Origin of the sequence: Collinsella aerofaciens, assembly GCF_015548375.1 — a bacterium.
Taxonomy (GTDB): Bacteria; Actinomycetota; Coriobacteriia; order Coriobacteriales; family Coriobacteriaceae; genus Collinsella; species Collinsella aerofaciens_AB.
This window is the reverse complement of sequence record NZ_JADMWW010000001.1, coordinates 258999-272129: the sequence shown is the minus strand read 5'-3', so window position 1 is coordinate 272129 and position 13131 is coordinate 258999. Positions and strand designations below refer to the sequence as shown.

At 58.2% G+C, this 13131-nt stretch carries 8 protein-coding genes; 4 read left to right on the top strand and 4 right to left on the bottom strand.

Annotation, left to right across the window (positions count from 1 at the left end; genetic code table 11):
• Nucleotides 1-249: 249 nt before the first annotated feature.
• Genes coaE through uvrB form a run of 3 tightly spaced genes read left to right on the top strand, consistent with a single transcriptional unit; the run spans nucleotide 250 to nucleotide 3757 of the window.
• Nucleotides 250-891, top strand: a complete 642-nt coding sequence (gene coaE, locus I1969_RS01240; RefSeq protein WP_195232175.1) for a dephospho-CoA kinase — start codon at nucleotides 250-252, stop codon at nucleotides 889-891.
• Complete coding sequence (locus tag I1969_RS01235) at nucleotides 884-1465, top strand: lytic transglycosylase domain-containing protein (RefSeq protein ID WP_195232174.1); 582 nt, start codon at nucleotides 884-886, stop codon at nucleotides 1463-1465. The genes coaE and I1969_RS01235 overlap by 8 nt, the downstream gene beginning before the upstream one ends.
• A 51-nt stretch (nucleotides 1466-1516) precedes the next feature.
• Nucleotides 1517-3757, top strand: coding sequence for an excinuclease ABC subunit UvrB (gene uvrB, locus I1969_RS01230; RefSeq protein WP_195232172.1), 2241 nt, complete (start codon nucleotides 1517-1519; stop codon nucleotides 3755-3757).
• 68 nt (nucleotides 3758-3825) lie between these two features.
• Here the strand turns inward: uvrB and I1969_RS01225 are convergent, their stop codons facing one another.
• The 4 genes from I1969_RS01225 to I1969_RS01210 all read right to left on the bottom strand — a co-directional run bounded on the left by I1969_RS01225 (nucleotide 3826) and on the right by I1969_RS01210 (nucleotide 9950).
• Nucleotides 3826-5466, bottom strand: a complete 1641-nt coding sequence (locus tag I1969_RS01225) for an NAD(P)/FAD-dependent oxidoreductase (RefSeq protein ID WP_195232170.1) — start codon at nucleotides 5464-5466, stop codon at nucleotides 3826-3828.
• Between the two features lie 79 nt (nucleotides 5467-5545).
• Nucleotides 5546-6817, bottom strand: coding sequence for an NAD(P)/FAD-dependent oxidoreductase (locus I1969_RS01220; protein ID WP_195232168.1), 1272 nt, complete (start codon nucleotides 6815-6817; stop codon nucleotides 5546-5548).
• Nucleotides 6818-7648: an Mrp/NBP35 family ATP-binding protein gene (locus I1969_RS01215; RefSeq protein WP_195232166.1), complete on the bottom strand. Its 831-nt coding sequence runs from the start codon at nucleotides 7646-7648 to the stop codon at nucleotides 6818-6820.
• Nucleotides 7649-7796: 148 nt separating this feature from the next.
• Nucleotides 7797-9950 (bottom strand): LTA synthase family protein, encoded by a 2154-nt coding sequence (locus I1969_RS01210; RefSeq protein ID WP_195232164.1) that lies wholly within the window; start codon nucleotides 9948-9950, stop codon nucleotides 7797-7799.
• Nucleotides 9951-10143: 193 nt separating this feature from the next.
• Between I1969_RS01210 and uvrA the strand changes: the two genes are divergently transcribed.
• Nucleotides 10144-13023 (top strand): excinuclease ABC subunit UvrA, encoded by a 2880-nt coding sequence (gene uvrA / locus I1969_RS01205; protein ID WP_195232162.1) that lies wholly within the window; start codon nucleotides 10144-10146, stop codon nucleotides 13021-13023.
• Nucleotides 13024-13131: the final 108 nt, after the last annotated feature.

The following is a 13131-nucleotide window of genomic DNA, read 5'->3' as shown; positions in this document are numbered from 1 at the left end:
CCATCGCGCCGAGAGTACTGCGGGGTCAGCCCGTGGGAGGCCAGGGCGCCGCTGACCGGTGGACGGCACCGAGCCGTGCGCTTGAACTTAGAAGGGGGAGGCCTCGCGGCCTCCCCTTTTTTTGCGTTGTATATACGTTGTACTTTGGGACCTAGCTCCCCCGTATGTGCTCTTACTGTTTGGCTGTATTTTGAGTCCATCTAGTGTATTTGAGCGATAATTACTCGCATTGGCGTTAGGGAGGGCTTGATGTTTACCGTATTTGTCTTGGGCAATATTGCTTCGGGTAAGTCAACTGCCTGCCGCTATTTCGAATCTCGTGGCGCTATGCTTATCGATCTGGATGAGCTTGCAAAATCGCTGTATGTGCCGGGCTCTGATATCGTCAATACACTCGCGGATGAATTCGGTTGGGACATTTTGGATGAGGAAGGCGGCATTCGCCGCGGCATCCTCGCTTCTCGAGCTTTCGCTTCTCCTGATTCGGTCGCACGGCTCAATGACATCGTGCATCCCATTCTGATTGAACAGCTTTCGCTTAGGATTCTCGATCCGGTTTGTTGTACGGTTTCATCTCCCCGTTATCCTTTTGCGGTGGTCGAGGTTTCTGCTCCGACTGGTTTTGAGGATGCATTTGGCTTGGCTGATGAAATTTTGGTCATCAGCGCCCCTTTGTCAGTTCGTCGCGAGCGCGCTATTCAACGTGGCATGGAGCCATCCGATTTCGATGCTCGTTCTGCTTGCCAGCCCGATGAGTCTGCGCTGTGCAATCTCGCTACAACGGTGATTGATAATGCCGCAGGCGATAATTCGCTCTTTGAGCAGCTTGACTCATGGCTTGCATGCCACGGGTTTATAGATACTCCGGATAAGGAGGAGGCCGATGCCTAAGGCACGTTTCTTTACGTGGTATCGCGTGGCGCCACTTGCCGTTGTGTTCGTCTTCGGCCTTATTTCGCTCGTCTACTCGTGTGCCCCTGCCGCTTTCTTTAAGCCGCTGTATCCGATTGACTACGAGGCGTATGTAAAGCAATCCAGTATTTCGCATAATCTGGATCCGTATCTGGTGTGCGCTGTCATTAAGTCGGAATCGAATTGGGATCCCGAGGCCGAGTCGAATCAGGGTGCTCAGGGATTGATGCATCTGATGCCCGAGACTGCCCAGGATATGATTGCCAAGGGCCTTGTCGACGGAGGGGAGTATTCGGCCGACAATCTTAACGATCCGGCTACGAATATCGAGTTTGGCTGCGCATACCTCTCGTATCTTCTCGCCTATTTCAACGGGTCGACGGATAGTGCCATCGCCGCCTATAACGCCGGCATGGGCAATGTCGACGGATGGGCGCAGCAGGGTACGTCGCTTCATAATGCAATTACCTTTCCCGAGACGCAGGCGTATCTGATTCGTGTCAATAATGCCTGGGCTCGCTACAAGACCCTCTATCCCGATCGGTTCGTATAGGACTATGCCTGCCGCCTGCGTATACTGCAGATATATGAGTTAGGAGTATCCATGGCGGAATTTGAAGTAGAACGCGTTGGTGGTGAACTTAAGCGCTTTGGCGTTGAAGGCTCTGACGTGCCGTTTAAGGTCGTTTCTCCCTATGAGCCTGCCGGTTCCCAGCCTAAAGCCATTGAGTCGCTTGTGCAGGGCGTGAGGGACGGAGACCGCTATCAGGTTTTGCTGGGCGTGACTGGTTCGGGCAAGACCTTCACGATGGCAAAGACTATTGAGGCCCTGGGAAAGCCGACGCTGGTCATGGCTCCGAATAAAACGCTCGCTGCTCAGCTTGCGAGCGAGCTCAAAGAGTTCTTTCCCAATAACGCTGTGGTCTACTTTGTCTCGTATTACGACTACTATCAGCCCGAGGCGTATGTGCCGCAAAGCGATACATATATCGAGAAAGACTCCTCGATTAACGAAGAGGTTGAGATGCTGCGACATCAGGCGACCGCATCGCTGCTCTCTCGACGCGATGTGATCGTTGTCGCATCGGTCTCGTGTATCTATGGCATTGGCTCTCCTGAGGACTATGCGGGTCTGGCTCCAAACGTCGACAAGAAGGTGCCGCTCGAGCGCGATGACTTTATCCATGCACTTATCGACATTCAATATGATCGCAATGACTATGACCTGGCACGCGGCACGTTCCGCGTGCGCGGCGATGTTGTCGACGTGTATCCGCCTTATGCCGAGCATCCGTTGCGGTTTGAGTTCTTTGGCGACGAGGTCGAGCTGATTGCCGAGATCGATGAGGTCACCGGTGAGATGCTTCGTGAGTACGAGGCCATCCCCGTATGGCCGGCATCGCACTACGTGACCGAGAAGCCGAAGGTCAAGGCGGCTCTGAAATCGATCAGCGAAGAGTGCGAGAGGCGCGTGGCGGAGCTCAAGGCGACCGACAAGTTGCTCGAGGCGCAGCGTCTGCAGCAGCGCACCGATTATGATCTTGAGATGCTCGAGACGATGGGCTTTTGCAACGGCATCGAGAACTACTCGCGTCATCTGGACGGTCGCAAGCCGGGTGAGCCGCCGTTTACCCTAATCGATTACTTTCCCAAGGATATGCTCTGCATCATCGATGAGAGCCATGTGACGGTGCCGCAGATTCGCGGCATGCACGAAGGTGACCGCTCGCGTAAGGTGACGCTGGTGGAACACGGTTTTCGCCTGCCCTCGGCACTCGATAATCGCCCGCTTCGTTTCGATGAGTTTGAGGCAAGGATACCCCAGTTTATCTATGTTTCGGCCACGCCGGGCGACTACGAGCTGCGGGTGAGCCAAAACGACGTGGAGCAGATTATTCGTCCGACCGGTCTGCTCGACCCCAAGATCGATGTGCGTCCGGTTCGTGGGCAGATTGACGATCTTGAGGACGAGATTCGCGAGCGCGTTGCCCGCAAGGAGCGCGTGCTGGTGACCACGCTCACCAAGCGCATGGCCGAGGACCTGACCGACCATCTGCTTGATGCCGGCATTAAGGTCAATTACATGCACTCCGATACAGCGACGATGGACCGTGTCGAGATCCTGCGAACGCTGCGCGAGGGCAAGATCGATGTTCTCGTTGGCATCAACCTGCTTCGCGAGGGCCTAGACCTTCCCGAGGTCTCACTGGTGGCAATTCTCGATGCCGATAAGGAAGGCTTCTTGCGCAACCGCCGTTCGCTGATTCAGACGATTGGCCGCGCGGCCCGTAACGCCGATGGCGATGTCATCATGTATGCAGACGTTGTGACCGATTCGATGAAAGAGGCCATCGAGGAGACGCAGCGCCGTCGCGAGATTCAGATGGCATATAACGAAGAACATGGCATTGTGCCCAAGACGGTGCGCAAGGCCATCAACGACATCTCAAGTTTTATTGCCGAGGCCGAAAAGACCGTGGGCTCCAAGGGGCGCTCGAAAGGCGATTCGTTGGGTCACGGCGCGTTCTATACGCCCGATGAAAATGGTGAGGGTGCCGTGCCGGAGACGGCGGCGCCCGAACAGACGCTTGCCGAGCAGCTGGAAGGACTACCGCATGATGAACTCGTGCGGATCGTCGAGACCATGGAGGAGGACATGCGTAACGCTTCCGCCGCCATGGACTTTGAGGAGGCGGCACGTCTGCGCGATGCGGTCGTCCAGATTCGGGCGATGCTCGAGGGTGCGTCTGAGGACGAGACGATCGAGCGCTTACGCTCGCAGGCCCGCAAGGGTTCCACGTTCGCATCGGGCAGAAAACGCCAGGGTGCACGGTTTAAGAAATAGCCGCGAACAGGCCCCGAGTTCCCTGTGGAGCTCGGGGCCTATGTCTTTTGCGCGCTGGAATTTGTGCGTTAGAGGTCTGCGATCAGGGCTTCAGCACAACGGATGCCGTCGGTGGCCGCGCTCATGATGCCGCCGGCATATCCAGCCCCCTCGCCGCAAGGGTAGAGGCCCGGGGTCGATACGGCGCGGCATGTTCGGTCACGGGTGACGGTGACAGGCGAGCTCGAACGTGTCTCCACGCCGGTGAGGACGGCGTCGGGGCGGTCGTAGCCGCGCAGCTTTTTGCCGAGCAAGGGGATTCCCAAACGAAGCGATTCGACGATATGCTGCGGAAGGGCTTCGTCGATTGCCGTCCAGGTCACGCCAAGTGGATAGGTGGGCTTCACCTTTCCGGGCGCCGTGCTGGTGCGTCCCGCAAGGAAATCTCCGACGAGCTGTGCCGGCGCGCTCCAGTTGGAGCCGCCCAGGCGATAGGCGGCCGCCTCGCAGGCACGCTGGAGCTCGATGCCGGCGAGCGGGTCATCGTTGGGAAGGTCCTCGGGTGTGACGTTAACGAGCAGGGCGGCATTTGCGTTGCGTCCGTCGCGGGCATTGAGACTGGCGCCGTTGACACACAGATGGCCCTGCTCGGAAGAAGCCGCGACAACCTGTCCGCCAGGGCACATGCAAAATGAGAACACGCTGCGGCCGTTGGGGAGATGGGCGACAAATTTGTAGGGGGCCGCCCCGAGCGCCGGATGCCCCGCCGAAGGGCCATATTGCGCACGGTCGATGTCGTGCTGCGGATGCTCGATTCGTACGCCCATGGCAAAGGTCTTTTGCGCGAGGGCTACGTTATGTTTCTTCAGAAGCTCGAATACGTCGCGAGCGGAATGGCCGCAGGCGAGAATGAGGTGCTTCGTGGCGATTGCCTCGCCTGCGGTGCCTTGGGGCGATTGAACATCGATGCCGGCGATGGCGCTGGATGCATCGGTGCGAATATCGATGAGCTTTGTGCGATAGAGAACGGTTCCGCCGAGCTGTTCGATGTGCTGGGAAATGTTGGTGACGACGGTGGGAAGGATGTCGGAGCCGATGTGCGGCTTGGCGTCCCATAGGATATCGCGGGGGGCGCCCGCTTCGACGAAGGTCTCGAGAATCAGGCGATGGGCAGGATTCTTGGTTCCCGTGTTGAGCTTGCCGTCCGAGAACGTTCCCGCGCCGCCCAGGCCAAATTGGATATTGCTCTCGGGGTCGAGGATGCGCTCCTTAAGAAAGAGATCGATCGTCTGCGAGCGTCGAAGCGCCGGGTCGCCACGCTCGATAAGCAGAGGCTTAAGGCCCGCTTCGGCAAGGGTGAGGGCGGCAAAGAGGCCGGCGCAACCGGCACCGACAACGACGGGACGCTCCTTGGGTGCGTTGGGGACAGGGGAGGGGAATGAGGGCGCCGCGCCATCGACCATGCGGATGCGCGAGCGGTCGCGCTCGGCAACGCTATCGACTGCTTCCTGCTCAAGGCGGAGGCTTGTCAGCTCAACTCGAAAACTCAAAATAAAATGGACGTCCCGCTTTTTACGGGCGTCGATAGACTTGCGATGGATCTCGATGGCTTTAATCTGGGAATCCTTGCATCGCAGGGCTCGCTTGGCGGCACGTATGCCAATAGCAAGGCAAGCAGTTTCGTCGCCGGCCTCGTCGAGGGACGCGTGGACTTGGGTGATTTCGATCATCAAGGTCTCCTTAGATGCAAGAAAGAGGCCGCCCGGTGTCCCAGACGGCCCGAATGCGTTTTGATTATAGACTGCGCGGCTATAGACTGCTTACAGCGCGAATGCCCGAGATCCAGGCCCAAGCAAGGTTAAAGCCGCCACAATCGGCATCGATATCGAGCGCCTCGCCACAGATGTAAAGCGGGGCGCCTGTCGCGTTGCTCACGCAGAGGCTGGGAGCTGAGACGCTCTCGATGGGCACGCCGCCGCGCGTGACCTGGGCCGAACGCTCCTCCGCCGTTCCCTCGACGAGCAGCTTAAAGTGCTTGAGGATCGAGATCAAATGGATGACATCGTGCGACCCGGGATGGCACTGTTCGAATGCGGTGCAGACGACGTGAGAGAGCTGCGGGGCAGTCATGCCGTCGAGCCAGCGGGGATCGTGGGGTGAAAAGTCTCCGAGCAGCTCAACTCGCTGGTTGAGCATATCGAGCAACTCGCCTTTGGAGAGGTCGGGGAAAACGTCGAGCAGAATCGTGTCGCCGTGCTGGACACGGCGGGAGAGGTTGAAGGCAGCAACGCCCGAGATGCCAAAGGTCCGGAAGAGCACTTCGCCGTCTTCGCGCCAGAGCTCATCGTGATTGCGGGTGAGCGCCAGACGGGCGCGCACGCGCAGGCCATCCAAGGTCTTGAGGGCCGTCTGATCGCCAGCGACCGATGCCGACACGGGGCAGAGGACGGGGTGCTGCGGCGCGAGGGAAAGACCGAACGTCCTCGCGATGTCGGCAGGGCCGCCGCCCGTGGCGATAACCACAGCCTTTGCCTGCAGCGTCTCGTTCTTGCGAGGTGCGTCGGCAAGCGCCTTCCGAAGCGAGCGGACCTCCGTTTTTCGGTCGTCGTGCTTTTTTGCCTTGAGTGTCCGCGCGGGACGGTCTATTTGAAGTGCCCAGCCCTCGGGAGCTTTGGATGCCGAGACAACGTTTGCCCCGCAGATCAAGGCGATGCCCAAGCGATCGCAAGCGTTGAGAAGCGCATCGCGCACCGATTCGGCGCGAAGGGAACGCGGATACAGGCGGCCTTCCTCGGAGGTCGTCATGATGCCCAGCGAGGAGAAGAAGTTCCCTAGCTCTTCTTCGGGCTGAGGTCCCATGACGGATTCGATGAATGCGGGGTGGTTATACCGCTGGAAATCGATTGATTCGTTGGAAAGGTTGCAGCGGCCGTTTCCGGTCGCAAGTATCTTAAGGCCGCAGGCAACATCGCGCTCAACGATGCAGACGCTTTTGCCGGCGCGTGCGGCCGTAATGGCGGCGGCGAGACCCGAGGCCCCGCCGCCGATTACCAAGACGTCATAGAAGGCGTTTGCGTTCACTTAGGCCTCGTCGGTCTCGTGCGGGGCAATGGCCTCGACGGCAGAGACGGCCTGGGGCAGCATGCCGTCGGGCAGTGCGGTCTCAACTTCGCCCTTATCGCAGGCCTCGGCGAGTGCCGGATTGATGGGAAGTTGGCCCAGGATCTCGAGGTTGTAGCGCTCGGCAACCTCGGGGAGCTTGCTCTTGCCAAAGACTTCAATCTTCTTGCCGCAATCGGGGCACTCGATATAGCTCATGTTCTCGACGATACCCAGAATGGGGACGTTCATCTTCTCGGCCATATTGACCGCCTTGGCGACGATCATTGAGACCAGATCCTGCGGGCTCGTGACGATGACGATGCCATCGACGGGCAGCGACTGGAAGACGGTGAGGGCGACGTCGCCCGTTCCCGGAGGCATGTCGACCAGCAGGTAGTCGATGGGACCCCAGGAGGTCTCGCTCCAGAACTGCCTGATGGCACCCGCGATAACCGGACCGCGCCAGAGGACAGGGTCGGTTTCGTTTTGGAGCAGCAGGTTGGAGCTCATAACCTTGACGCCGTGCTCGGAGATTTCGGGCAGCATAAGGTTGCCGAGGGCATGGACGTGGCGTCCGCTCATACCGAACATCTTGGGGATAGAGGGGCCGGTAATGTCGGCATCGAGGACGCCGACCTTGTGACCGTGACGGGCGAGCTCGGTGGCGATGGCGCCGGTGACGAATGACTTGCCGACGCCGCCCTTGCCGGAAAGCACGGCGATGACGCGCTTGACTTCGGACAACGTGTTTTCTTCAAATTCCTGTGGCGCGGTTTGTCCGCCGGCGGCCTGTGCATGCTCGCAACCCATGTATGACTCCTTTGTATATGTTGGGGACGAAGCCCCGCGGTGTGACACGAGCGTCATTGTACCCTCGTTTGCGAGCGGGAGTCATTCGTGATGTGTCTGTCCGGGAGCGTGCGTTGCAATGTTATGTCACTCCAGCGCACGGGCGAGCTTACTGAACCTTGCTGGCGAACTCAAGGTATTGAATGCGCTGCAGCTTGTCGATCGTCGAGACATAGGGGCTGTCTTTCGATTCCAAGTCATAGCGCAGCCCGTCGGCTCCGAGATAGCCGGCGACATTGATGGTCGGCACATCGGACCTTGTTGCAAGCAAGGCCTTTTGGTAATCGGTGAGCGGAGCGCCGATCTTATTAAGGGTTATGGCTGCAATCTCGTTTGCACCGACGGTGTCGTAGACGTTGAGCTCGGTATTGCCGGCGATTTCATAGTTCGCCCAGACAAAATAGGTCGACTGATAAATGCGGAAAGCGTGGCTTGCCGTGTCTTCCTGCGGGTACAGCTCATCGTTGAGAGCCGTTGCGGCGCTCGGCTGATGATCGCCAAAGAAGACGAGCACGACCGGTCGACCGATATTGCGGAGCTCGTTGATAAAGTACTCAAGGTCTCGGTCGGATGCGTTGATGCAGGTGAGGTAGGTGTTGAGTGCGGTATTGGTGCCCTCGCTGGCCCCCTCGACCCAATAATTCGTCAGCTCTTCGGCGGGAACGGTGCCGACATCGTATCCGCCATGGTTTTGCATCGTGACATCGAAGATAAACTGCGGGGCGTCGTCGGTCCTCAGCAGGTCGAGTATCTTGTCATAGGTGGCGTAGTCGCATACGCCGGCATGGTAATAGGGTGCACCTTCGAAATCGGCGATAGATAGGAAATCTCCAAAGCCCAGCTGCTGATAGATTTTATCTCGATGGTAGTTAACGGGGTTTTGCGGGTGCATGGCAGTGGCGGTGTATCCAAGTTCTTTAAGGTCCTTTGCCAAGCTGTTGACATCATTCATCTGATATAGCTGATAGGGAATCTTGCCCACTCCGACAAAGGCGGTCGTAGCTCCGGTCAAAAACTCAAATTCGGAGTTCGCTGTTCCGCCACCTGCGACCGAGGCGAGCATAGTGCCGCGCACGAGCGTGTCGGGAAGTGAGTTATAGAATGCGGGGCCGGTATACCCGGCCGCCTGGAGCTGCTCAAAGCACGAAAGGTCGCTAAAACTTTCGTTCATGACGGCGACGATCGTCGGCTTGATTTCATTGAATTGAGCAACGGCGGCGGCGCGCTGCTCGCTCGAGCCATATGTGCTGTCATAGGCGGCGGCGAGCTCCCGCTCGATGTCCTGGGCCTCATCGGACGTATAGCCCTCGGGCTTTTCTATGGGCAGCTCGTTGACCATTTCGGTGAACGAGGTGAGAAAGCCCTGAGACACATACGTCGTAATGGGCTGCCAGCGGTCAAATCCAAAGTCGAGCGCCTGTTCCAAGTCGATGCTGGAAAAGCCAGAGAGACCTATGGCAGCCACCAACAGGAAGGCACAGAGATTGCCGGCAATGACGGGGAAGACGCGAGAGGGCGTACGGAGTTTTCGCGGCCGGATGAGCGAAAGAAGCCCAAAGGAGATTTCGAGCAGCGCGAGTGATGTGACGATACCGGCGGTAAAGGCGAACTCGTATCCTTCGCTTACCTCCGCTGCGGTGCCCAGGGCCAAAATATCGCTCGGCAGGATGGCTTCGCCTTTAAATGTCACGACGAAGTGCTCGGCAATGCCAAGGATGCAGCAGGCGATGGGCACAAGGGCCATGATCCCCCCGTGCCGTTGTCCTAGCAAATAAAGAGAGAGCAGGATCGTCGCGAGCAGTCCGACGGAAAAACCAAATGAATTGGCGGGAATGCGATAGAACGTGTCGTTGCAGGTGATTTCGAGCGAAACGAACGAGAGCACCGAAACCGCGGCGATGACGAGAACGTCGCGACAGGTGCAAGCAATCGTTCCCGTTGCGAAATCGGATTGGTCGATGAATCTCGAAATCAAGGGCTCGACAAGAAGCACGACGGCAGCGACACCGAGTGCCGAATAGGAAAGAATCCATAGGGAGCTGTCTTCGTTTACAAGCAATTGATTCGTAATCCAGGCAGCTACCACACCGAGCGGAATGAGGAGCGTCGCGCACCAAAAGGCGCGGGCAATGGGCGGCTTTTCATTTCGCTTGATTGAAAAATATACGCGCACGACGACGGCGGCTACGATAAGGACGGCAATGAATATGGGCAGATTGGCCATGTCGCTCGAAGTGATTTCAAGGGGGATATCTTCGGTCATGGACGTTCCTCTGGTTCAGCAAATGTAAGTTAATTATTAGACTACTGTAACCTTTCTAGGGCATTTCGAGAAACAAAGCGCTCGACACACAAAGCCAAAGGTCTGCGATTCTTGTATTACGAACACCTGTGCGCGTTGAGTGCGCTAAACTCACTGACAGTGTGATTCGATGTATAGGAGGCAAGGAGCTTCCATGTCTGATACTTCTATCGTTATTCGCGGTGCGCGTGAGCACAACCTGCGCAATATTGATGTTTCTATTCCGCGCGACCAACTCGTGGTCATTACCGGTCTTTCCGGTTCGGGCAAGAGTTCGCTGGCGTTCGATACCATCTATGCCGAGGGCCAGCGCCGCTATGTCGAGAGCCTTTCCAGCTATGCGCGCCAGTTTTTGGGCCAGATGGATAAGCCCGATCTGGATTCGATTGACGGCCTGTCGCCGGCCGTGTCGATCGATCAGAAGACGACGTCTAAAAACCCTCGCTCGACGGTTGGTACCGTAACCGAGATTTATGACTACCTGCGCCTGCTGTTCGCTCGCGTCGGTACGCCGCACTGTCCCGAGTGCGGGCGTGTCATCGAGCGTCAGACGACCGATCAGGTTGCCGATAAGGTGCTGGCGGCGGGGGAAGGCCGTCGCGCGTTTGTGCTGGCGCCGGTGGTTCGTGGACGCAAGGGTGAGTATGCCAAATTGTTCGAGGATCTGCGCGCGGAAGGCTTTAGCCGCGTGCGCGTCGACGGCGAGGTGCGCTCCCTCGACGACTCGATCGATTTGGACAAGAAGTTCAAGCACGATATCGAGGTCGTGGTCGACCGTATCGTAATTCGAGAGAACTCCCTAGGCCGCATCGCAGAGTCGGTTGAGCAGGCGACGGCGCTGGCGCACGGCAATGTAAACGTGTACATGCTGCCCGACCGCGATGCTCCCGAGGGAACCGAGGGCGAGCTGCTTGAGTATTCGCTGGCGCTGGCGTGCCCGGAGCACGGGCACTCCATCGACGATTTGCAGCCGCGCGATTTCTCGTTCAACGCGCCCTATGGCGCATGTCCCGAGTGCGATGGCCTGGGTTTTAAGAAGACGGTCGATGCCGAGGCCCTAATCGAAGACCCCTCGAAGTCGATCGCCGACGGGGTCTTTGGCAGCCTGTTTGGCAACTCTAACTACTATCCGCAGATTTTCGCTGCGGTTTGTAAGCACTTCAAGGTGAGCGTCGATACGCCGTGGGAGGATCTGCCTCCGCGGGTGCGTCGCGCGTTTTTAGACGGCATGGGCGACCAGAAGATTTCGGTCGACTATCAAAAGCTCGATGGGCGCCGCAGCCAGTGGGACACCAAGTTCTCGGGCGTGCGCAATATCCTGTACGAGCGCTATACCGAGACGACGAATGAGAACACCAAGGCCCGTCTGGAGAAGTACATTCGCGAGGAGCCGTGCTCGAGCTGTCATGGCGCCCGTCTGCGTCCCGAGATGCTTGCTGTCACCGTGGGCGGTAAGTCGATTTATGAGGTTTGTTGCCTGTCGTGCCGTGAGTCGCTCGAGTTTTTTGAGAGCTTGGAGCTCACCGAGCGCCAGCAGTTTATCGGCGGCCGCATCGTCAAGGAAATCTTGGAGCGTCTGCGTTTTCTGGTCGACGTCGGCCTCGACTATCTGACGCTCGATCGCGCCTCGGCGACGCTTTCCGGTGGCGAGGCGCAGCGCATTCGCTTGGCAACGCAAATCGGTGCGGGCCTCATGGGCGTGCTCTATATTCTGGATGAGCCTTCGATCGGTCTTCATCAGCGCGACAACGAACGCCTGATCAAGACGCTCGAGCGCCTGCGCGATATCGGCAATACCGTCATCGTCGTCGAGCACGACGAAGATACGATTCGCGCTGCCGACTACGTGATCGATATGGGTCCCGGTGCGGGCGTGAACGGCGGACACGTGGTTGCGGCAGGAACGCCTGCCGATATCATGGCGTGTCCCGAGTCGATGACGGGCGCTTATCTGACCGGTAAACGAATGATCCGGGTGCCTGATGAACGGCGCAAGCCCGGTCGCGGCTGCCTTAAAATTACGGGCGCTCGAGCCAACAACCTCAAAAACGTTACTGCCAAAATCGAGTTTGGTACGCTTACGGTTGTTACCGGCGTGTCGGGATCGGGCAAGAGCTCCCTGGTTACCGACACCATTGCGCCTGCCCTTACGAATGCCATTCACCGCTCGACGCGCCCTGTGGGTCCGTATAAAAAAATCGAGGGCATCGAGTGCATCGATAAGGTTATCGATATCGACCAGTCGCCGATTGGCCGCACGCCGCGCTCCAACCCTGCTACCTATATCGGCCTGTGGGATGATCTTCGCGCGCTGTTTGCGAGTACGCCGGAGTCGAAGGCGCGCGGCTACTCGCCGGGTCGTTTCTCCTTTAATGTGAGTGGCGGGCGCTGTGAGGCGTGCAAGGGCGATGGGCAGATTAAGATCGAGATGCACTTCCTTCCCGATATCTACGTTCCCTGCGAAGTTTGCGGCGGTAAACGCTACAACCGCGAGACACTCGAGGTCACCTACCGTGGCAAGACCATCTCGGACGTGCTCGACATGAGCGTCACCGAGGCGCTGGCCTTCTTTGGGAATATCCCGCAGATCAAGCGAAAGCTCCAGACGCTGTACGATGTAGGCTTGGGCTACGTGAGCCTGGGCCAGCCCGCCACGACGCTCTCGGGCGGCGAGGCGCAGCGTGTGAAGCTCGCCAAGGAGCTTCATCGACGCCAGACGGGCAAGACGTTCTATATTTTGGACGAGCCGACGACCGGTCTTCATTTTGAGGACGTCCGCCAGCTGCTCGATGTGCTGCAGCGCTTGGTCGATGCGGGCAACACGGTGCTGGTGATTGAGCACAACCTTGATGTCATCAAGGTTGCCGACCGCCTGATCGATATGGGTCCCGAGGGCGGTAACGGCGGCGGAACCGTCGTGGTTTCGGGCACACCGGAGCAGGTTGCGGACTGTCCGCAGAGTTATACGGGCAAGTTTTTGGCGCCTTTGCTCAGGCGTGACCGGGAGCGTCAGGCTCAACTTGATGCTCAATAAATAGGCGATTCAGTTTATGGGCGCCATCGACTCCTTGTGATTCGATGGCGCTTGCTGTGCCGAAGTGACGTATGCAGCCGAATTGGACATATACTTAATCTTTGCGTC

What these genes read in the sequence shown, in the direction of transcription:
- coaE (WP_195232175.1), top strand. Translation starts at nt 250, where the DNA reads ATGTTTACCGTATTTGTCTTGGGCAATATTGCTTCGGGTAAGTCAACT.
- I1969_RS01235 (WP_195232174.1), top strand. Translation starts at nt 884, where the DNA reads ATGCCTAAGGCACGTTTCTTTACGTGGTATCGCGTGGCGCCACTTGCC.
- uvrB (WP_195232172.1), top strand. Translation starts at nt 1,517, where the DNA reads ATGGCGGAATTTGAAGTAGAACGCGTTGGTGGTGAACTTAAGCGCTTT.
- I1969_RS01225 (WP_195232170.1), bottom strand. Translation starts at nt 5,466, where the DNA reads ATGATCGAAATCACCCAAGTCCACGCGTCCCTCGACGAGGCCGGCGAC.
- I1969_RS01215 (WP_195232166.1), bottom strand. Translation starts at nt 7,648, where the DNA reads ATGGGTTGCGAGCATGCACAGGCCGCCGGCGGACAAACCGCGCCACAG.
- I1969_RS01210 (WP_195232164.1), bottom strand. Translation starts at nt 9,950, where the DNA reads ATGACCGAAGATATCCCCCTTGAAATCACTTCGAGCGACATGGCCAAT.
- uvrA (WP_195232162.1), top strand. Translation starts at nt 10,144, where the DNA reads ATGTCTGATACTTCTATCGTTATTCGCGGTGCGCGTGAGCACAACCTG.